This is a genomic window from Paenibacillus phytohabitans (genome assembly GCF_013141775.1).
In the GTDB taxonomy this organism is placed as follows: domain Bacteria; phylum Bacillota; class Bacilli; order Paenibacillales; family Paenibacillaceae; genus Paenibacillus_AQ; species Paenibacillus_AQ phytohabitans.
In genome coordinates this window covers 292,915-314,292 of the sequence record NZ_WHOB01000069.1, presented here as the reverse complement: position 1 = coordinate 314,292, position 21,378 = coordinate 292,915, and the positions used below count along the sequence as shown (strand labels likewise).

Sequence of the window (21,378 nt, the reverse complement as noted above, 5' to 3'; positions counted from 1 at the left end):
CGCTGCCGCCTGCCTACTCTTCTCTTCATCGCTTGTGTGTATGTAAGTAATTATTTGCAAGTGTACTGCGGGAGGGAGGGTTCTGTCAATAACAAAGCATTAACCGGGAACAGTCCCCCCCTTGGGGAGATGCCGGTGTGGAAGCAGTTAGGGTAACGCCTCGCACGATAAGCAAGTGGAAAAACGTATCTTAATTTCCCCATTTCTGAAGTATTAGTGAAAGCAAGTGGATAAAATCCAACTAATTCCGCGTCCTCATCCCGGCGCGTGGTGCTTGGCCCAAGGTGGTGGTCAACCCCCCATCCCATCAGGTCCTGGCGAAGCATATATCTTATATATCCCCTCAAAAAAGAGAGCAGGTCAACCCTTCGTACAACCCCGCTCTCTATGCAGCATATACCTTCTACACCCAAACCTCATCCGCCGTCTCAATCACCAGCCGCAGCTTGTCCCACTGCTCTTCTTCGGTCAGGATATTCCCTTCCTCGGAGGAGGCGAAGCCGCATTGGGTGCTGAGACAGAGCTGATTAATATCCACATATTCTGCCGCTTCGGCGATCCGGGCTTTGAGCTGCTCTTTGTTCTCTAGGCCGCCATGCTTGGTGGTGACCAGTCCCAGAACGACGAACTGCCCACGGATGAAGCGCAACGGTTCGAAATCACCGGAACGTTCATTGTCATACTCCAGGAAGAACGCGTCCACTTCGGCGCCAGCGAACAGCTCTTCGGCAACCGGCCCGTAGCCCCCGGCAGCAAACCAGGTCGAGCGGAGATTACCTCTGCACACATGCAGCGCAATCGTCATATCCGCAGGGCGGGCAGCGATGCTCTCATTAATCAGCCGGACATAGTCCTTCGCCAGCTGGTCGGGATCGACGCCTCTGCTGCGCAGATGCGCCCGGTGTTTGCCGCTGCAAAGTGTTCCCCACGTGGTATCATCCAGCTGCAGATACCGGCAGCCGGCATCATAGAAGGCCTGTATCGCATCCCGGTACACCCGGATGATATCTCCATACAGCGTTGCGGCATCCGAGTAGACCTCGTTTCCGTTATAATCCTGCACGAAATGAAACAGCGCCGGTGAGGGAATGGTCATTTTGGCAAGCGTATCTCCGGCCATCTGCTGCAAACTGCTGAAGTCTGCCACCATAGGATGGTCGCCGAATGCGATTTTACCGGTAATCTTGAAGCTCTCTGCCCGGTTCACCGGTTCCTTGGAGCTGCCGGCCGGCCCGAGCGTGATCTTCTGCGTCCCCTGTACCCCGAAGAAGAAATCAAGATGCCACCAGGAGCGGCGGAACTCGCCATCGGTTACGGCATGCAGCCCCAGGGATTTCTGCTGCTGGAGCAGCTTGGCAATCTCTATGTTCTCCACCTCACGCAATTCCCCGGCGGTCATGGTACCTTGGGCATGCAGGCTGCGCGCAGCTTTGAGCGCTTCTGGCCGCAGGAAGCTTCCGACAATGTCATAGCGAAAGGGCGGTGCATTTCTTGTCGATCCGATAACTGGACTACTCATACGTCCCTCCTGCTGTTAAAGTAAGAATGATTCAAGCTCGAAATAATTATCCGACACCAGATCATTCAGAATGTTAATATACCCCGACATAATCTCGCTCGGTTTACGGTCCTTGTGGGCAATCCAGCCGACAGAGAACACCTCTTTGCTGTCAAAAGGAATAGTGACCAGTCCCGCGTCATTCAGCTCAGAGGCCATAATCCCTGTGCCTACCGTATACGAGTCGCTTCCGAGCAGCAGATGAGTCAGTGTGGCGCGGTCGGTAACTTTAATATTCTTCTCAATCTGCGTGAAGCTAAGCATTTCCTCCGAGAAGTGCAGTGAATTGTTATCCCCCTGCTCAAAAGTAATATAAGGAAACGCAAGAATATCATCAATAGTGATTCTTTCTTTGCCGGCCAGCACATGTCCTGCCCGCACATATACATGCGGATTCGTATTGAACAGCGGTGTAAACTTCAGGTTCCCGTCGCTGAACAGCTTGTTCATTACCTTATAGTTACTTTCATTGATATACAGAATACCAATATCGCTGCGCAGGGTACGCACATCCTCAATAATCTCATAGGTCTGCGTCTCCCGCAGGCTGAAATTGTATTCCGCTATCTTACTCTCCTTCATCAGCTTCACAAATGCGTCCGTAACAAAAGCATAGTGCTGCGTTGATACCGAAAAGTAGATCGGACTGCGTTTCTTGCCGGTATAGCGGTTCTCCATAAACTCCGTTTGTTCAATAATCTGCCGGGCATAGCCCAGAAACTCCATACCTTCCGCCGAGATGCTGATCCCGCGGTTGTTGCGTTCGAAGATTGTAATGCCAAGCTCGCTCTCCAGCTCCTTGATAGCATTCGAGAGGCTGGGCTGTGACACAAATAGCCTTTTGGCCGCTTCGTTCATAGAGCCGCTGTTCGCAATCTCAATTGCGTAGCGGAGCTGCTGCAATGTCAAACCTGTTCCCCCTCTGATCAAGGAATTCACCTATGTTACAAATAAGAATTTAATAGTTATCCTATCACACCTTGCCGCGCCCAATCTACTAGGGATTATGCAGCGTGAAAAACTGAAGTTATTGGGTCCGCTTCTTGCCTGCATCGATTTTGGACGGATCAAGTCCTTCCCAGATGTTCTTGATATCCGCCTGCTCGGGATTCTCAAACACCAGGAATGCCGTAGGCAGATAACGCTCCCCGTATTGTGAAGAAGGCTTGTTAAGAATCTCGTTGTCCTTCACCAGTACAGTGGATGATCCCCCGTCCAGATTGGCTGCGATCACTGCACCCTGCTTCAGCATAACCTGCTGCACATCATACAGGTTCGCCCCGATGCTGTAGCCCGGCTGCCGCCCGTCAATGACCACGAAGATCAGTGCACCGTCCGCCCGCTGGCCCATAGCCGTTCTTGGGGCGATCCCCCAGCCTTCAGCGGCATTCTTGATCTGGCCTTTGCCATTCACGATAATCCGCGGCTGAAAAGTAACCGCCTCCTGCACACCCATCTTGCTCAGCTCATCTAACGTGTAATTTCCGGCAATCATTTTGCCTTCTTTATCGAGACCCACAATCTGCGTAGACTTCTTGCCGCCAAGTCCGTTATAGTACAGCTTCCCTTGCGAGACGACCAGCCCGATCGGCTTGAAGCCATTACCTTTCCAGTTCGGGTCGGCGAAGCCTCCGCCGTTCACCCCGGCGATTGCCCCTGTCCGCGCCACCATACTGGATACCTTTTCCCCTGAACCGATCTTATTAGGTACACCGAGGCGAACCTTCTTCGGATCGTTAACAATCATCACATAACCTGTGTACCCGCTGCCATTCACCTTTTCAATCTCGACCAGAGGTTTATCTTTATCTTCCTCTACCACGGGATCCGGTTCAATCACATGGGTGTCCACCTCGTTGCCCATCTCCTGAAACCGTTCTGTATATTCGCTGACGCGGTTCTTGAGCTCATCTTCACCAATAATATATTTGGCCATATACCGGTGTTGTGTCGTAATTAGCGTATCCGCTATCAAATAGCGGGTGTTCTGGGCAGACGGCGCAAGATAGAGCCAGCCTCCGGCTACAATCAGTAAGATGAAGCAGAACATAAATACTCTGAAGACTGTGCGGAAAAAGCCCCTTTTCTTGCGCTTGCGGGCCGGTTTTTTCTTCTTGCGGACAGTGGAACGTTGCGGTAATGATGAAGAATTCACTTCTTGATATCCTCCCTAAACAAACCTTTTGTTGTATACTTCTATAAACTCACATATCTCATAATAGACCAATATAAAAGTTTAAAAGTTTCAGTTTGGTCAATTCTCTGCCCATTATCTGTTATTTTCTGCTCATGGATAGGAATCAATCAGAATGCAGCAATTAGATGTGTAGAAACTCTCATACGTTATTTTGAAACCACGAAAGATATGATCAACGATTGAATTCTAAGCAAGGGAGTGCAGCTTCCATTGAATAAAACAGAGCGTCTTTTATCAATTGTGATGGAACTACAGCGAAGCAAATTGCAGACAGCTGATGAATTAGCAGAGGTCTTAGGGGTTAGTGTAAGAACGATCTATCGTGATATGCAGGCTCTGAGTGAAGCGGGTGTTCCCGTCATCGGTGAGACAGGATTAGGATACTCTTTGATGGAAGGCTATTTTCTTCCACCCATCAGTTTTACCACAGAAGAGGCAGTATCACTTCTTCTTGGAGCTGAATTCATAGAGAAACGTTTTGATCCGACTTATCGCAATAGTGCCCGTTCTTCCCGCAGAAAAATAGAAGCCATTCTTTCCCGGCCCATCCGTGAGGAGACAACCCGAATACAAGGAAGCATCCGGTTGCTCCAAAAGGATGAAATGGCCGTAATGGTCCGGGAGAAAATAAACTTGGGAATCATTCGTGAAGCCATGCTGGAGGGCAAGAAAATTCGTTTCACCTATCACAAGCGGGTGGCTGAAGCTGATGGAAACCGGGTAAATGTGCGAACTGTATCTCCATACGGATTGGCACATGATGAGCAGAATGGCTGGCTGTTACTTGCTTTCTGCGACCTAAGGGAGGATATCCGCCATTTTCGGGTCTCCCGGATCAGTGACCTTACCGTGACTGAGGATACGTTTCAGACTCCCGATAACTTCAACCTTGAGTCCTACCGGCCGAAGGATACCCGCAGCATACGGGTCTGCGTCATTTTTAATCCAGACATCACCGATAAAGTTGAAGAAGCCAACAACTATTATATGGAGACTGCCGAATCTAAAGAGGACGGTTACCATGTCACCTTTCGTGTCCGCGAGCCGGAAGAATTGCTGAGTTGGATGCTTGGATGGGGGGCAGATGTAGTAGTCACTGAACCTGAATCCTTCAAAAACCGGATAAGAGAAGAAATCGAAAAAATGAAAGAACGCTACTGACATGCTGTTGGCAGTAGGGGGCTTGTATAATCAAGACATACGAATAGTGCATTGAAGATTTGCAAATGCTGATTTTGAGGCGATGGCGAGTCAGATGATTATTCTAATAACATAAACAGGAGGACATTATTATGTCAGCAATTGGACCCGACTTCATTTCACTTCAGGTGAGCAATCTTGAAGGCTCTGCGGAATTCTATCAAAACTATCTGGGACTGGTCCGCTCTCAGGCGGGACCACCTCATGCTGTGGTCTTTGATACCAAGCCTATTGCATTTGCTCTTCGTGATCTAATGCCAGGAACAGAACTCGGTGCAGGTACCCAACCTGGACTTGGTGTCGCTCTGTGGCTTCATGCCCCTGATACGCAAGACATCCACGACAAGCTTATTGCAGCAGGCGTAACAATTACATCCGCACCCATAGACGGACCCTTCGGACGAACCTTTACATTTGCCGACCCGGACGGTTACCAGGTTACTCTTCACAGTAAAGCCTAATACGCAAAAGTATCCAGCTTAATAACTAGTGATAGGCTCCCCATAAGGTAGGCAGATGAGATCATACAACCTGTCTACCGTATGGGGAGTTTTTTCATGCCGGCGAATTGTCAAGCTAAGTGGAACACGAATCCGACGCATCCCCGTCCAGCGACACATACATGAACAATACGAGTTTTCTCATGTTTGCTTCTCCTCCGATTCGGAGCATCTCACGCCTTCCGGACAGCGGGCGAGTAAAATACGTCAGCATGCATATGCTGAATTTCCGCCCAGTTGCGGGGATTGGTCGTATCTGGTGCACCGTGCTCCAGAATGTCCTGATATAGGGCAGTTTTTTGTTCCAGATGGGCTATATGCCGTTTGGCTTCTTCAAGCTTAATGAGCGCTGCTTCTTTATGCTTCATTATGAGTTCACTTCGTTGCGGTAGGGTCGAATCTCCTTCGAGACAGAGCTCAATGTATATTTTGATAACTTCAATCGGCATCCCGGATTGCTTGAGACATCTGACGCCATGCAGCCAGTTGATCGATTCTTCATCGAACAGCCGGATATTATTCTGGTTTCGCTGTACGCTGGGCACCAGCCCTTTATCCGTGTAAAAGCGTACAGCGTGCTCCGTGAGTCCTGTAATCTGGGCGGCTTCTTTGACCGAATGCATGTGTGATCCTCCTTGAAAAAAATGATAAGACCGCTTGACTTCGTGTTACACGAAGGCGATAGGCTTATTGTAATGCAACTCGGATGGAAGTGGAATCCCCGCTTCAATATCCTACTTCGGGATACATACCGTTTGCTGTTATACATCTGAATACTGGGAGGAATTATAATGCTAAATGTAACCTTAAACAATGGTGTGCAAATGCCGATCATCGGTTTTGGTGTCTACCAAATCCCGGATGCCGGAGAATGCGAGAACGCCGTATATGAAGCTCTGATGGCGGGATACCGCCTCATTGACACAGCGGCCGGTTACCTCAACGAAGAAGCGGTCGGACGCGCAATCAAGCGTAGCGGCGTGAAGCGTGAGGAGCTGTTCATCACGACCAAGCTTTGGGTTCAGGATGCCGGCTACGAGAGTGCCAAGCTGGCGTTCGCCAAATCCTTGAATAAGCTGCAGCTGGACTATCTCGATCTATACCTTATTCACCAGCCGTTCGGGGATTACTACGGCGCTTGGCGTGCGATGGAAGAATTGTACCGCGAAAACAAGATCAGGGCGATCGGTGTCAGCAACTTCCTGCCCGACCGTCTGATGGACCTCATTGTGCATAACGAAATCGTGCCCGCTGTCAACCAGATCGAAACGCACCCGTTCTACCAGCAGGCCGAGAGCGCTGCTTTTATGAAGGATCAGGGCGTGCAGCACCAGTCGTGGGCACCGTTCGCTGAAGGACTGGGCAACATGTTCGGCAACGAAGTACTGGCTTCAATTGCTGAGAAACACAACAAGTCCGTCGCCCAGGTCGTGCTGCGCTGGCTTGTTCAGCGTGGTATCGTTGTGATTCCAAAATCAGTGAGAAAAGAGCGGATCGCGGAGAACTTCAATATTTTCGATTTTGAGTTGAGCGCGGAGGACATCGGACAAATTACCGCCCTCGATACGCGGGACAGCCTTTTCTTATCCTATCACGATCCGAAGTTCGTCAAGATGCTGGGCACCTTGAGAGTCGATCTGTAAACCTTGATCAAACCGTTAGTCTACAGCTCCAGCCAATCACCGGTGTCTGCCTACACCGCCTCCGCCGCTTGCACTGCCGCCTCCGCCGGAATTATTATCGTCATCGTCATCATAGGAAGAATAACGCCCCGCTCCACCACCATTGGTAGAACCGCCGTCCCCCTCATTTTCATCCTCGTAAGAGGAATAACGCCCTACTCCGCCTCCGCTTGATGAACCGCCGCCTCCCTCATTGCTACCCCAGAAGCTGCTCTGCGAACTGCTGTGATTCAAGGCTTCGCTCCGATGCCGCTCATGACGGCGGTGCCGCCTCTGTCTCATTGTAGAACCTGAGCCGAACCTGGTAACGAGGCGGTTCATATTCTGCTGGTTGAACGGATTAAGCCGTGATCCGAAACGGGCAATTAAACGGTTGCGGCCGGATGCAGCAAGACTGAATAAAGCAATGATTATCAGATACACTCCCATAATCTTTAATCCTGTAGATACGCTGACGGGTTTCGGTTTACTGTTAATGTTCGATTTCACAGGTGATTTGGTGCCTGCTGCAGCGGCAGACTTACTGCTCTGCGCCGCAGCATCCTGGCTGGCATCTGCTCTGGCCAGGAAGAAGCTGTAGAAGGCATTCGCCGTGGCGGTTGCCCCTCCGGCGTAATCTTTTGCGGCAAATTCGGGTTCAAGCACCGCGTCCAGTATTCCGCCAATGCGTTCATTGGTGAAGGTCCCTTCAATCGCCTTGCCCTGAAGTACATGATAATTATCTCCGCCGATATCGAGCACCAGCATCACATCTTTAGGCCCTGCGGCTACACCGGCGAATTTCGCATAGGTATAATCCTGCAGGCTTTTATCACCAGAATTCTTGATTGTCACTACATAGATCCCGCTTCCGGTCGTTGCCGCATAACGGTTGCTGGACTGGTTCAGATAATCCTTCGTAACTTGTTTGAAGACCCCGGCATTATCCGATACATAGTTTTTGGTGCCGACAGTCTCCGAATAGATTCCGCCAAGGCTCTGAATTAACGCACCATAGGTTTTGCGCGCGCCAGCACTGTAATCCTTCTTGGCAAAATCCGGCTCCAGCGACTCCGATAGAATCCGGGATAACACATTGTCGTTGAGCGTATCCTCCAGGCCTTCGCCCGGAACCGCCCAGTAATCATCATCCTGGGTGGAGAGCAGCAGCAGGACTCCGTTATTCTTATCTGCCGAACCGACTCCCCATGCATTGAACAGCGAGGTCGCATACTCTTCCATCGGTGTTCCGTTCGTAGTATTCACCGTCACCAGCACAACTTGAGCACCAGTCTGCTGATGCAGCTTCACGCCGTAATTGACCATATAATTCTCTGTCTTCTGATCAATTACGCCCGCGAAGTCATTCACATAAAAGGACTCCGAATGAGCGGGAACAGCTGCCTCCATCCGGCTTGGCGGCAGCAGAAGCAGGATCATCAGGATGACGGTAAACGCTGCTAGTATACTTTTACGATTCATTCGTACCCCTCCGCTAGTTATATCTCTTCTATACTATATCGGTTACGCACATTATGGTATATAGTTCCATTCCGGTTGTACTTATGTATGAAGCAAAAAAAATGGCAGGCCAGCCCGCAAAAGGGGAGGCGCTGCCGTTGTATTTGTGCTGTCTCTAGTCAGACTATTACAGATATAAGAATTGAAAAGAACAGATTACCGGTGTCTGCCTACACCACCGCCGCCACTTGCGTTGCCGCCTCCGCCGGAATTGCCGCCTCCTGAAGAACCTGAGGAGTGGCGGCCCACACCGCTGCTGCTGGAAGATCCCGAGGATTGACGGCCTGAGCCGCCTCCGCTTGAAGATCCGCCTGAGCCATGACTGGTTTCTCTGCTGGAGGAGGATGAACGCCCTGCTCCGCCTCCGCTTGAGAAGCCTCCGCCCCCATGATTCGTTTCTCTGCTGGAGGAGGAAGAGCGGCCCGAGCCGCCACCGCTTGTTGAACCTCTGCCTCCCGAATTACTGCCCCAGAAGCTGCTCCGTGATTCTTTGCGGGACGATGAGCTCCGGGGTTGAGGCCGCTGGTTATAGCTTCTTTGGTTATGGCTTCTTTGGTTATAGCTTCTACGCCTGATGCCATAATCCGGCTGCCCCGTCCAAACACCATAGCGCTCTATATTGCTTGGGTGATACGGGTTAATTCCGATTCCGTACCGGGCAATATTCCGGTTGCGGCGCGAGGCGGATACACTGAACCCCCACACCAATATAAGAAAACAAAGAACTACAGCAGTTCCGTCTAAGCGGGGAACCGGCCGCTTGTCCAGCGGATCATAAGTAGAGGCCGGATACGTGCGCACCGGCACTTTCGAAGGGCTGACCGCTGCCGGCAACGTGTTTACCTCCGCAGACTCAGCGCTTTGAACTGCAGACTGTTGGCTATGATCCGCTCTAGCCAGGAAAAAGTTGTAGAAGGCATTCGCCGTAGCAGTTGCCCCGCCGGCGTAATCTTTTGCCGCAAATTTCGGTTCAAGCGCAGTATCCAGAATCCCGCCGATCATATCATTAGTCAACAGATTGTCGATATCCTTACCCTGAAGGACATGATAATTATCTCCGCCGATATCAAGCACCAGCATTACATCTCTAGGTCCAGCTGCTACGCCGGCGAACTTCGCATACGTATAATCCTGCAGGCTTGTATCTCCTGAATTCTTGACAGTCACTACATAGATCCCGCTGCCTGTCGTTGCCGCATAGCGGTTGCTGGACTGGTTGAGATAATCCTTCGTTACCTGCTTGAAGACTCCGGCATTGTCTGCGACATAGTTCTTGGAGCCGACCTGCTCCGAATAGATTCCGCCAAGCTCCTGAATTAATGAACCATAGGTTTTGCGCGCACCAGCGCTATAGTTCTTCGCCGCGAAATCCGGCTCCAGTGACTCCGAGAGAATCTGAGATAACACATTGTCGTTCAGTGTATCCTCCAGACCTTTGCCCGGTACCGCCCAGTAATCATCATCCTGGGTGGAGAGCAGCAGCAGGACTCCGTTGTTCTTATCCGCCGAGCCGACTCCCCATGCATTGAACAGCGAAGTCGCGTAATCTTCCATCGATGATACGCCTGTAGAATCCACTGTTACCAGTACAACCTGTGCACCGGTCTGCTGATGCAGCTTCACGCCATAATTGACCATATAATTCTCTGTTTTCTGATCAATGACTTCCGCGAAGTCATTCACATAAAAGGACTCCGAATGTGCCGGAACAGCCGCCTCCGTGCGGCTTGGCGCCAGCGGCAGCAGTAGCAGGATCATCAGGATAGCGATAAGCGCAGTTTTTAAAGTTTTCCCATACATTAATACCCCTCCGGCTCTCATATCTCTACTCTACTATATCGGTTAAGCACACAATGGGATATAGTTCCATTCCCCTTATACTTATGTCCGAATCTAGTAAATATTCAAAAGAGACTGCCCGGAGGTTACTCGTTGTTAAATCTGTCCGGATGCGATCCAAAACGCTGGTTGTTGTTCAGCGCATTAATGCGGCTGATTTCATCCTCTGACAGCTCGAAATTAAAGATATCGGCATTCGCGATAATCCGCTCTTCCTTGACCGACTTTGGAATCGTCACAATGCCGTTCTGCAGATCCCAGCGCAGGATGACCTGAGGCAGCGTTTTGTTATGGCGTTCCGCAATTTCAGCAATCACTTCATTGTCCAGCAGATGGCCTTGGGCCAGCGGAGCCCACGCTTCAATCTGAATGCCCTGCGCCCGGCAAAACTCACGAAGCTCAAGCTGGCTAAGCAGCGGATGCAGTTCCACCTGGTTAACCATCGGCTTCACCTTGGCTTCAGTTAAAAGATCTTCCAAATGATCTATCTGGAAGTTCGAAACACCAATCGCCCGGACTTTGCCATCCGCATACAGCTTCTCAAGCGCCCGCCAGGTGTCTTTATATTTGGCTCGGATCGGCCAATGCACCAGATACAGATCTACATAGTCCAATCCCAGTTTGCTGAGACTCAGGTCAAATGCCGCCAGCGTAGAATCATACCCCTGATCGTTATTCCATACCTTGGTGGTGATGAACAGTTCATCGCGGGCAACTCCGGATTCACGGATCGCCTGGCCGACTCCCTCTTCATTACCATACACAGTTGCTGTATCAATGCTTCTGTATCCGGCTTTAATTGCTGCTTTGACAGAATCCACAACCTCTTGACCTTCCTGGACCTTGAACACTCCCAGACCAAACCAAGGCATTTCTACACCCTTAGCTAACTTCGTTGTCGACTTAAGATTCATCATTATCAGAATACCACCCATCTATATGATTTGGATTGTTGCTAGAACAATGAGGCAGGGACAAGCTTACGCCCGCCCTTGATCAGAGTTGAATCCAGTGCATCTCCTTTATCCCCGCCAAAATACAGCTGCCAGTACACGCCGAAGCGGATGCTGACATCATTCTTCACCAGCTCCGGCGGCGTAACGATCAGCCACTGGAACTTCAGCGCCTTGGAAATCTCGAATACCGGATCAAGCACGTTATTGGAGACCATTTCACCAAACGGATTATCGTACAGGAAGACTGTCCAGCCTTTATTCTCACGGTTGACGCGCTTGTGGGTCATAATCATCATCGCCACCAGCAGCTGAACCGACTGGCGTTGACCGCCGCTGCCGACGGCCTCATCCAGCGCCCCGCGGTTAATGACCTCCCAATCCGAGTAATGGTACTCTTCCGGTGCTGCGTAGAGGAAATAATTCTCGGTGACCGGTTTATATACCTGTAGCACCGGGAAGCGGTTCTGCAGTGCGGCATACACCATCCGCCCGTCATTAATCAGCTCTCTGACTGCGGAAGCCGGAACCTGTTCGATCTTCGGGAACTTCTCCAGCAGGCTGCTGATGCAGCGGTTGAAATACTCACTGACCAGCGGTTCGATGTCATCTGTCGTTCTCGGAACAGTAATATTCTTGTAATTCAGCCGGACCAGCGGGAAGGCATGCCCGTTCTCATTATGAATGATCATCCGGCGTTCCATCCGCTTGAGAATGTCGGTAATCTGCACGACCCGTTTCGCGGCACGTCCTACCCACAGCTTGCGCGACAGCTCCATATCTTCCTTGTCACTGCGGATACTCTCAATCTGATCACGTGAGCTCTGGAGCATGGAGTCCAGTACCTGCAGTGCAATCGAGAAATCATCCCAGTGAACTGTGTTCAGGCGATCCTGAATTTTGGTCTCCAGCTCAACGTTCCAGCCGGACTTGGCTAATCTGCCGCTGAGTGTTGTCTTCTCTTCTTTGACTTTGCGCGAGATCTCCGCACGCTGGCTGCGGCTCTCCTTGCTGCGCAGCAGCCAGTCTGCAACCAGTTGCTCACAGTTCTCCCGCACATCCAGCTGCACGTCTTCGGGCACATCCCGCAGCGGCATGCGGCTCTCCACATGAGTATCCATGACCTTGCTCTGATTGGAGAGGGTCTGCAGCCAAATATCCATAGATGCAAGCGCCTGCTTGCAGGTACTCAGCAGATGCTCATTCTCGCGGAACCGCGCACTGAGCTCTTCTTCCTTCTGGCCCAGCGGCTCATGCCAGAGCTCCACAGCACGCTCGTGCTTCTCCTTGATGGCCTTCTCGGATTTGCCCAGCTCCTTCTGCAGGTTATCCAGCTCCGCCATACAACGGATGTAGGAATCACGGATATGCTGATAATCCTCATCGAGAATTCCCGTGTCACTCTTCTGCCGCGTTCTGGCCGACTGAATAACCTCCGGTGAATCAGCCGGTTCAGGTGCGGACGGCCATCCGGCATCAACCTGCTGCACAGCTGCTTCCAGTTCAACCAGCTGTTGACCTGCCGCTTTGATCTGGGCAGCCCGTGTGCGGATTTCCAGCTCATTCTGGCTGAGGGACTGCTGCAGACTTTCCACGGTACTCAGCAGCTGCAGCAGCTTATCCTGTACAGCCTCATCCGGCACTGTTTCCTCCTGCACAGTATCTTGTGCAGCTTCGCCATGTTCACTTGGGAAGTGAATTTCCGGGAACCAGTTCTGCAAACGCGGGAACAAGGAATATTTAGCTTCTCCCAGCCATTTCTCACGCTGCAGGGCGAGGCTGTCCATATCTGCCTTTAAATGTGCCAGCTGTTGTTCCTTAACGGCAATCTCTTTGCTTAAGCCTGTCTTCAATTCAACTGACTTTTGTTTGTCCTTGTAATCCTGCTCCTGCTTCCGGCTACGCTCCGCCCACTCACGCAGCGACGCTGCCCTGGCCTCATGCTCGGTTTTCTCGGCCTCACTGACAGCCAGGTCTCTGGAAATTCCGGATAGAGTCTCTTCATTCAGCGACATTTCAGCGTTCAACTCATTCAGACTCTTGCCAAGCTCCTGCTGCAGGGTCTCTAATACCTTCTGTCTGGCCCGCAGACTTACGGTGTGTTCACTCTGGAGCAGCCGGTCATACTCCTGTCTGGCTGATTTCAGCTTCGCCAGATACCCTTCCGCATCCTGCAGCTCTTCTTCCCGCTCTTTGAGCCGGGAGGCGATCCCTTGCTTCCAGTCCAGGAAACGCTCCGGCTGCAGCACCATCTGTGGCCCCTGATGGGAGAGCAGCAGGAATGAAGCTCCTGTGGCATCCGCCATTTCCTCACGCACGAAGACCGGGACAGGCGACTTGAGCAGAAGCTCCTGGAGCAGCTCAGGCTGAAGCTTAGCCGATTCACGCTTCGTTACAATCAGCCCGTAAGGCAGCAGCGGGTGACGTTCCAGCTCCTCTTCACGGACCAGGTAAGACTGGTCGTTCAGATATGCACTACCGATCATGGAGCTGATCTTCAGGGCATCCAGGGCATCCTTCACTATCAGGATATCATTATTAGGCAGCCAATAGGCTTCCTGCTGCAGCTCTACATCCAGCAGCTGATTATAGTATTCCCGTCTAAGCCGCTTCGTCTGCTGCTCGGCATCATCCAGTCTGCGGATGAACCGTTCCTGGATAAGTGATTTGGCCTCGAACAATGCTGTCGTCCCGAGCTGCTGATGTTCTTCATACATTTCCAGCAGGACTACAAGCTGTGACCAGAGCTGTGATTCCTTGCCCATCTGGGCTTCAATCCGTTCCGTAAGCTCCTCCGCCTGGCTTGCAGCCCCCAGCAGCTTCTCAGTCAGCCGTGTATGTCTGGTATGCAGAGCAAGCTTCTCTTCTTCTGCGGACTGGCGCTGCTCGTTCAGGGCAATGATATTCTCGGCAATGCTTCTGGCTGCAATCAGCGTGCGCTGAAGGGCGGCTGCCGGGGAATGGGCAGCCTCCTGCCCGTGGCGGGAAGCGAACACCCCCAGATCTTCGGTATACTGGCGGATGAGCGCCGTCAATTCATGAATCTTGCCCTCAAGTCCGCCGAGTTCAAGCAGGAATGCCTCCCGTCCTTTGCGCAGAACGGTCTCTTCTGCACCCAGTGCCTGCTGGCGGCCGCTGAAGAACAGTATTCGCGTTTGCCACAGCCGGTAGACCTCATCCCACTGCCGGCGAAGCTCCTGCTTGGCCGCTTGAATGACCTCTTGGCGCTCCTTCATCGCAAGGGAGCCTTCGATGGCTTCAATTTCCTTCTGCCACTGCTCCATCTGGCGGATCTGCAGTCTGCGTCTGGCTAGATAATGGGCAACCTCAAGATCCTTTTCCTTGATCTTGGATTCCTCCAGGCGCTGCTTAGCCCGCGCCTGATTATCCGAGACCGCTTTGAAATCATCCTGCTTGCGGTCACGCTCTTCCTTGAGCTTCAGATATTTCAGATTATCCGTCTCAAATTTCAGCTGCTTCGCTTCCTGATAATGCCCGGCCAGCTCATCCGCAGTTTTGCGGCGTTTGTCTTCGGCATTCTTCAGCTCATCATAGATCACCGTGTACAGCTGCCGCCCGAACAATTCGGTCTCCTGAAAGCTGCGGTCAGCCTCCGTCCCCTGCTTGACAGCCTCGTAGAGCGGGGCGGCAAGTGAAGTGAATTCGGCAAAAGCCCGCTCTCTCTGCTCCAGCATCGGCAGCCGCTGTGCAACCGTAGCGGAATCTATGAACATCCGCTGAAGCGAGCCTTCATCCTCGCGCATGCTGCCGCTCAGACTGGACCCGATTTCCGGAATGATCAGCTTCTCGAACAGATTATGGTTGGTGAAAGCATCATTCTTCTGGAAATAACCTTTAATTCCGCCCTCTTCACCGTTGATTCTCCGCATATTCCGCCATTCATCAATATGGATATCCCGGTCCGCCAGAAAAGCATAATATTTCTTCAGATCCGAGCTGTGGCTGCCATACGCAACGATCTCATTACGCCGTTCACGGACAAATTGCTGAATCGCTTCAAAGCTGGCTGGAGTGTTCAGCTCGTGATCATAGAGCGGCAAGGTAGACAATGTAAGCTCCGCATTCTCATCATAATTGAGCAGTGCATAGAGCAGATAATCTACTTTGATCTCCAGCTGATCCATCGAGTTCTGGGCAGTCATTGCGATTCCGGTCGTTATGTACTCCGTCCGTTCCGGCTCGTCCAGCCGCCATTCGATGGCAACGTGGAACGTATAGGGCTTCAGCTGTTTTTTGTGATTATGGAAGAAGGCTTCTACCTGGTTCTCATTATCTTTACCCCAGGCAGCCTTGGGCATCAGCAGCTGGAATATCGACTGCAGCAGTACTCCCTTTCCCCCGCCGTTCATCAGCGTAATCAGCGTGTTGGACGGGCCTTCCTCATTGCACAGGTCGAGGATCATATCCTCATATTTCTTCAGCATCTTCTCATATTTAAGTCCGGCGATGCGGATTCGCTCAATGCGCGGCATGGGCTTCCTCCTCCTTCTCGCTGAGTGTCCGGCCAATCAGGGCCTTCAGCTCCTTATAGCGGTCCACATCATGATAGAGATAACGCATCCGCTCATACAGCTCTTCCCTCGGGAAAATCCGCTTCTCATTCTCGGAGATGAACACCAGATGCTCTTCCTCCAGCAGCTTCATCCCCTCATGGATCAGGCCGATCCGTGAACCGGCGCCGCGGGTCAGCGAATCGCCCTCCTCCTGGCTTTTGGTCTGCATATACAGGCTGCTCCATACTTTGTGCATCGCCTGGATATCCAGCCGCCACTGCTTGCTGAAGCTGCCGTCTTCGTCCATGTCCAGCCATGTCTGGAACAGGGCTGATACCTGATCCGAGAGCTGTATGTAGGACATGCTGTCCTGACCCGGCTTGAAATGCTGCTCATCCTGATCCATCTCAGCCAGGAACACCAGAATAATTACGTTGATGATATGCAGATGCGTCTTGCGTTCGATGCGGGAATATTTATTGCGCAGCTGTGTGAAGTTGCTGGCAAAGCCGGAACCCATTGGACTCACGAGCAGGTGCAGACGATGCCCCGAATTCATAATCCGGCAGCCGGCTTCCTTGGCTACATATTGTAAGGCATCATAAGCAATGGTATCCTGCAGGCATTCAGCAGCAGCGGGATCATCAAGTGATATCACCTTGCGGCGAAGCAGGTCGAAGAACAGCCGTGAAGCCTGTTGTACTTGCTCTAACGAATAACTCATGCAGAATCATCTCACTTCTCTACTATAGTAATGGTATAAGGACTGATCTCCAGGCCGGGCCAGCGGATGCTGTCCTGCTGCCCGTTAGCAATCCTGGTCTGCAGCACTTTGCCCCGCAAGGTCTCAAGCTCCGGGTGGTCCGCGATCAGACGCCCAATCAGCTTCTGACATTCATCGGCCCCGCCGTGACCTTCCGCTTCCTGCTCCTGCACCTTAATTTCGGTATGGAAAAATTGAACCCACAGGTCCACCGCATTGGGAGTAACCGCCCAGCGCCGCTGTTCATCCTCCGTGAAAGCCTCAGCCGAGAATGTAAAGCTTCCTTGTTCTGCCAGTCCGGCGAAGACCGGCAGCCAAAGCTCAGATACCTCGGTCCACGGTATGCTTTTGGGGACATAGTGGAGTTCCTCCTCCTCCCCGGATTCATCCGGGTCGTCCGGCAATTCGTCAGGCAGGAAGCCGACATCCTGCTCTTCCCAGGCCCAGGCCAGCGGATAAATAAAGTCTTGGCTGGGAGAGAAGAGTCCGCTGATCAGGGTTTCCATGCTGTCTCCATCCGGCAGCCCTTCCGGCTTCACCCATTCCTCCCAGACATGGGTACGGAAGTTGAAGCCGGCGGCACCCCAGAACAGCTCCGGGAAGTTGAGCCTGAGATTGGTTTCCGCTTCAAAAATGCTAAGTACAACTTCGGCAAGCTCATCATGCACCCGACGGGAGAGCTCGACCCGTTCGGAGAGCAGCCGCAGCTCATTGAAGTCGATGACATCCTTCTCATCATTGGCCAGCCGGGCCAGCGAGCGGTGAATATTATCGAAATGCTTGCGTTCTTCGTCAAATTGCTGGTGAATCTCCTCCAGCCGCTGGTGCCGCTGGGCGCCATATTCGCTGAAGATATGCTTCGGATTGCGGCGCAGCGCATTGCGGTATTCCTGCTGCTGCTGCGTCATTTTCCGCACCCGGGAGATGAGTTCGTTCACATCCTGCATCGCCCGGGTTACCCGCCCATGCTTGATATGCATCTGAATCTCGAGCAGCTTGATGCTGATCTGAAATTCGTCAATGATCTCATGGCTCATGAAGATCAGCTCCATCGCATATTCGGAGAGCCGGTAGATTGTGGTCCTGTTCTCTTCCCAGCTGGTCCGGGTAGCATCTTCATCCACTGTGAAATATTTGTATTTCTGCACCGCCATCTGACGGGACTGATCATCGTAATAGTTCGCCTCGAAATCCCCGCCGCCTCCGCTCCACAGCAGCCCGTCCACCAGCCGTTCCACCGATTCCGGACTGCCAAGCTTCGCGATGCCGAAGCGTTCAAGCGAGTTCCACGTCAATTCGACCAGGTCCTCCCTGGATCTCTGTTCATTCGATTCCAGCTCCAGATAATAGACCTGCAGCAGCACGCTTAGAGCAATCATTTCCTTATAAGGCTGAAGCTCGCCGAGATTCATACCTGCCCCCAGACTCCATAGGGGGTTCAGCCGTTTATTCCGTTCTCCAAAATCATTCCAGTTCATGCTCCAGCCAACCTCGCCATCACTTCATAATTTACCTCACAACATAACATAAACCCACATCTGCCCCGAAGGGTGAAGTATGGGCTAGGATTACGATAAACGATATATTGGGGAATGTATGTTTCTATCCTCATGTCTTTCTATTATATCAATGTTTCTCAGATCTGGCTATTTGCAAAAAATAATAGAGGAGCCCGCGATGGGACCCCTCTAAGTTTCGCTTGGGCACCCGGATGGATGCAGCTACTTATATTTCACATTCAAAAGATAATCAAGATTAGCCTTCACCGCAGGCCACTCGTCATCAATGATACTGTACAGCGCATTATCCATAACCATGCCGTCAGAGGTGAGGCGCTGCTTGCGCAGCACGCCTTCCCGGACAGCGCCAATCCGTTCAACCGCCCGCTGCGACCGAAGGTTGGTACTGACAATAGAGAAGTTAACGCGGATTAATTCGAGTGCCTCGAAGCAGTATTGCAGAAGCAGCAACTTAGACTCTGTGTTCACAGCTGTTCTCCAGTAATCCGGCGAAATCCAGGTGCAGCCGATCTCTGCATTGCGGTGCGTCCGGTCCAGATGCATGATCCGTGTAGTGCCGGCAATCCGGCCGGAAGCCTGCTCAATGATGACAAAAGGGATATCCGTACCTTTAGCCTTGTTCACCAATGCCGCGTCTATCAATTGTCCTACCTGCTCTTCTGTACTGATCCTTCTCCAGGTATATTCCCAGATCAGCGGATCGTTCAGCACCTTAACCAGCTCTGGCTTATGCTCTTCCATCAGTGGCACAAGCCTGATCACGCCACCCTCCAGTTGCTCAGCATTCTTCGAAATCATGTATCAGCCCTCCAGACCTTTGACTACCTATTTTTTGGCTACCTATTTAATGAAGCAATTTATTTCCGCTCTGCGATTTGGCCGGCCAGCAGCTGAATGAATTCCTGCACGCTGAGCGGTATTTGTGTACTCTCCGCACGGCCTCGTACGGAAACTGTACCGTTGTTCTGTTCTTGATCTCCGAGTACGAGCATATAAGGCACCTTCTCCAGCTGCGCTGCACGGATTTTGTAGCCCAGCTTCTCATCCCGCGCATCCAGCTCAACCCGCAGTCCGGCCGCCTGCAGCTGCTTTTTAACCTCGAAGGCATAATCAGCATGAACCCCGGATACAGGCAGCAGCTTGACTTGCACGGGAGACAGCCACAGCGGAAATGCTCCGCTGAAGTGCTCTGTAAGAATGCCCATGAACCGGTCAATGGAGCCAAATACAGCACGGTGAATGACTACCGGACGGTGCTTTCCGTTATCTTCACCAATATAAGTCAGATCGAACTTCTCCGGCATTTGGAAATCCAGCTGGATTGTACCGCATTGCCAGCTTCTTTTCAAGGCATCAAGGACATGGAAATCGATCTTTGGCCCGTAAAAAGCGCCATCCCCCTCGTTCAGCCGATACTCGATCCCGTTGTTCTTCAGCACGCGTTCGAGCGACAGCTCCGCCTGATCCCAGAGTTCTTCAGCCCCCATATAATCATCCGGACGTGTGGACAGCTCCACCTTGTACTCGAAACCGAATACTTTGTACATCTGATCAATGAGCTCCAGCACCCGGCTAATTTCATCCTCAATCTGTTCCGGCAGGACAAACAGGTGGGCATCATCCTGGCAAAAAGTGCGGACGCGCATCATTCCATTCAGCGCCCCTGAGAATTCATGGCGGTGGACCTGGCCATATTCAGCAATCCGGATCGGCAGCTCCCGGTAGGAACGAAGGCTGTTCTTGTAGATCAGCATATGTCCGGGGCAGTTCATCGGTTTGAGCGCAAAATCTGTTTCATCCACTTTTGTGAAATACATCTCGTCTTTATAATGATCCCAGTGTCCGGATTGCTCCCATAGCCTTCTGTTCATCATCAGGGGTGAGCGGACCTCATCGTAACCACTATACCTCTGCAATTCACGCGAGAAGTTCTCCAGCTCTGTACGGATGATCATGCCCTTCGGCAGATAGAACGGCATGCCCGGCGCTTCTTCGGAGAACATGAACAACCCAAGTTCCTTGCCCAGCTTGCGGTGGTCACGCTTCTTCGCTTCCTCCAGCATGTGGAGATGCTCCTCCAGCTGGGATTTCTTGAAGAATGAAGTTCCGTATATCCGCTGGAGCACCTGATTATCTGAATCCCCGCGCCAGTAGGCTCCCGCTACGCTAAGCAGCTTGAAGGCCTTGATCCGCCCAGTAGACGGCAAATGCGGCCCCCGGCACAGATCAGTGAATTCACCTTGCTCATACAAGCTGATCACTGCATCCTCCGGCAGGTCACGGAGCAGTTCAAGCTTAAGGGGCTCCTCCAGCTGCCGGAACCGTTCCATCGCTTCACTTCTGCTGACAACCCGGCGCAGAATCGGCAGATTTTCTCCGATTATCTTCTCCATTTCCCGCTCAATCGCACCCAAATCCTCTACGGACAACGGCCGTGCTATATCAATATCGTAATAGAATCCATCCTCTATGACCGGACCGATACCCAATTTAACATTCTGATCCCCGTAGATCCGTTTGACAGCCTGGGCCATCAGATGAGCAGTACTATGTCTGTGGATCATTAGACCCTCACTGCTGTCCGCCATTATAATTTCAACGAGGCTATCCTGTTCAACCGGGTGATCAAGGTCAACGAGCCTGCCGTCGATTTTACCGGCTACCGCATTCTTCTTCAGACTGGCACTGATTGACTCCGCAACCTGCGCAACTGTGGTGTTACGCGAATACCTCCTAATTGTTCCATCCGGCAGTTTCACTTGAATCTCCATGATTGTGGCCTCCATTTCTTCAGGTTTCTGTTAGTGTGATTTGAACGCAAAAAAACGCATCTCATCCCGGAAAGGGACGAGTGCGTCTAAGCTCGTGGTTCCACCCTAATTCGACTATGTATCTACGGACCCCCGGCTGTTCGGCGGAAACGTGATAAGCACAATCCTCATGGCATCCGTTAACGGGGATGGGGCGGTGGCATTTACAGCCTCACTAACAGCAGGAGGGTTCAGTGTCACGGCTGCAAAGGGGTAACATCCGGCTGGTCTCTGTAAGAAGCTCTCACCTTGCACTTCTCTCTCTGGTCAGTCCTGGGAGGATATCCTGTCTCTGGTCATTGCCTTAGATATGGTGTTGCTGGTTACATAATACAGAATGCC

The 21,378-nt window shown here is 51.8% G+C and carries 15 protein-coding genes; 3 read left to right on the top strand and 12 right to left on the bottom strand.

Translation table 11 applies throughout. The features are described 5' to 3' along the window. Positions 1–403: 403 nt before the first annotated feature. From GC101_RS24770 to GC101_RS24760, 3 genes are all read right to left on the bottom strand, one after another. Positions 404–1,519, bottom strand: coding sequence for a 5-methyltetrahydropteroyltriglutamate--homocysteine S-methyltransferase (locus tag GC101_RS24770; RefSeq protein ID WP_171719436.1), 1,116 nt, complete (start codon positions 1,517–1,519; stop codon positions 404–406). 15 nt (positions 1,520–1,534) lie between these two features. After that, complete coding sequence (locus GC101_RS24765; protein WP_039291538.1) at positions 1,535–2,467, bottom strand: LysR family transcriptional regulator; 933 nt, start codon at positions 2,465–2,467, stop codon at positions 1,535–1,537. Between the two features lie 118 nt (positions 2,468–2,585). Then, positions 2,586–3,713: a phosphodiester glycosidase family protein gene (locus GC101_RS24760; protein ID WP_171719435.1), complete on the bottom strand. Its 1,128-nt coding sequence runs from the start codon at positions 3,711–3,713 to the stop codon at positions 2,586–2,588. A 252-nt stretch (positions 3,714–3,965) separates the two neighbouring features. Between GC101_RS24760 and GC101_RS24755 the strand changes: the two genes are divergently transcribed. Together GC101_RS24755 and GC101_RS24750 are read left to right on the top strand one after the other, a co-directional pair. Continuing rightward, positions 3,966–4,916, top strand: coding sequence for a helix-turn-helix transcriptional regulator (locus GC101_RS24755; RefSeq protein WP_171719434.1), 951 nt, complete (start codon positions 3,966–3,968; stop codon positions 4,914–4,916). Positions 4,917–5,047: 131 nt separating this feature from the next. After that, entirely contained in the window at positions 5,048–5,416 is a 369-nt protein-coding gene (locus tag GC101_RS24750; protein WP_171719433.1) for a VOC family protein, read from the top strand. 212 nt (positions 5,417–5,628) lie between these two features. Here GC101_RS24750 and GC101_RS24745 read toward each other — a convergent pair whose 3' ends face one another. Beyond that, on the bottom strand, positions 5,629–6,078 hold the full coding sequence (locus tag GC101_RS24745; RefSeq protein ID WP_171719432.1) for a MerR family transcriptional regulator: 450 nt from the start codon (positions 6,076–6,078) through the stop codon (positions 5,629–5,631). 168 nt (positions 6,079–6,246) lie between these two features. Between GC101_RS24745 and GC101_RS24740 the strand changes: the two genes are divergently transcribed. Further along, positions 6,247–7,098, top strand: a complete 852-nt coding sequence (locus GC101_RS24740; RefSeq protein WP_171719431.1) for an aldo/keto reductase — start codon at positions 6,247–6,249, stop codon at positions 7,096–7,098. A 36-nt stretch (positions 7,099–7,134) separates the two neighbouring features. Here the strand turns inward: GC101_RS24740 and GC101_RS24735 are convergent, their stop codons facing one another. The 8 genes from GC101_RS24735 to thrS form a co-directional block, all read right to left on the bottom strand. Then, on the bottom strand, positions 7,135–8,598 hold the full coding sequence (locus GC101_RS24735) for a TPM domain-containing protein (RefSeq protein WP_171719430.1): 1,464 nt from the start codon (positions 8,596–8,598) through the stop codon (positions 7,135–7,137). Positions 8,599–8,793: 195 nt separating this feature from the next. Next, on the bottom strand, positions 8,794–10,437 hold the full coding sequence (locus tag GC101_RS24730) for a TPM domain-containing protein (RefSeq protein ID WP_171719429.1): 1,644 nt from the start codon (positions 10,435–10,437) through the stop codon (positions 8,794–8,796). Positions 10,438–10,562: 125 nt separating this feature from the next. Further along, on the bottom strand, positions 10,563–11,396 hold the full coding sequence (locus GC101_RS24725; protein ID WP_171719657.1) for an aldo/keto reductase: 834 nt from the start codon (positions 11,394–11,396) through the stop codon (positions 10,563–10,565). Positions 11,397–11,431: 35 nt separating this feature from the next. Next, positions 11,432–15,922, bottom strand: coding sequence for a coiled-coil domain-containing protein (locus tag GC101_RS24720; protein ID WP_171719428.1), 4,491 nt, complete (start codon positions 15,920–15,922; stop codon positions 11,432–11,434). Further along, positions 15,909–16,667, bottom strand: coding sequence for a DUF6063 family protein (locus GC101_RS24715; RefSeq protein ID WP_171719427.1), 759 nt, complete (start codon positions 16,665–16,667; stop codon positions 15,909–15,911). The genes GC101_RS24720 and GC101_RS24715 overlap by 14 nt, the downstream gene beginning before the upstream one ends. Positions 16,668–16,678: 11 nt before the next feature. Further along, positions 16,679–18,184, bottom strand: coding sequence for a hypothetical protein (locus GC101_RS24710; protein ID WP_171719426.1), 1,506 nt, complete (start codon positions 18,182–18,184; stop codon positions 16,679–16,681). A 243-nt stretch (positions 18,185–18,427) separates the two neighbouring features. Continuing rightward, a complete protein-coding gene (locus GC101_RS24705) occupies positions 18,428–19,024 on the bottom strand; it encodes a GNAT family N-acetyltransferase (protein WP_171719425.1) in 597 nt (198 codons plus the stop codon). Between the two features lie 59 nt (positions 19,025–19,083). Continuing rightward, positions 19,084–20,997, bottom strand: coding sequence for a threonine--tRNA ligase (gene thrS / locus GC101_RS24700; RefSeq protein ID WP_171719424.1), 1,914 nt, complete (start codon positions 20,995–20,997; stop codon positions 19,084–19,086). Positions 20,998–21,378: the final 381 nt, after the last annotated feature.

Excerpts from the sequence above, each read along its gene's own strand:
- GC101_RS24715 (WP_171719427.1), bottom strand. The coding sequence starts at position 16,667 with ATGAGTTATTCGTTAGAGCAAGTACAACAGGCTTCACGGCTGTTCTTC.
- thrS (WP_171719424.1), bottom strand. The coding sequence starts at position 20,997 with ATGGAGATTCAAGTGAAACTGCCGGATGGAACAATTAGGAGGTATTCG.
- GC101_RS24735 (WP_171719430.1), bottom strand. The coding sequence starts at position 8,598 with ATGAATCGTAAAAGTATACTAGCAGCGTTTACCGTCATCCTGATGATC.
- GC101_RS24705 (WP_171719425.1), bottom strand. The coding sequence starts at position 19,024 with ATGATTTCGAAGAATGCTGAGCAACTGGAGGGTGGCGTGATCAGGCTT.
- GC101_RS24750 (WP_171719433.1), top strand. The coding sequence starts at position 5,048 with ATGTCAGCAATTGGACCCGACTTCATTTCACTTCAGGTGAGCAATCTT.
- GC101_RS24730 (WP_171719429.1), bottom strand. The coding sequence starts at position 10,437 with ATGTATGGGAAAACTTTAAAAACTGCGCTTATCGCTATCCTGATGATC.
- GC101_RS24745 (WP_171719432.1), bottom strand. The coding sequence starts at position 6,078 with ATGCATTCGGTCAAAGAAGCCGCCCAGATTACAGGACTCACGGAGCAC.
- GC101_RS24770 (WP_171719436.1), bottom strand. The coding sequence starts at position 1,519 with ATGAGTAGTCCAGTTATCGGATCGACAAGAAATGCACCGCCCTTTCGC.
- GC101_RS24720 (WP_171719428.1), bottom strand. The coding sequence starts at position 15,922 with ATGCCGCGCATTGAGCGAATCCGCATCGCCGGACTTAAATATGAGAAG.
- GC101_RS24710 (WP_171719426.1), bottom strand. The coding sequence starts at position 18,184 with ATGAACTGGAATGATTTTGGAGAACGGAATAAACGGCTGAACCCCCTA.
- GC101_RS24740 (WP_171719431.1), top strand. The coding sequence starts at position 6,247 with ATGCTAAATGTAACCTTAAACAATGGTGTGCAAATGCCGATCATCGGT.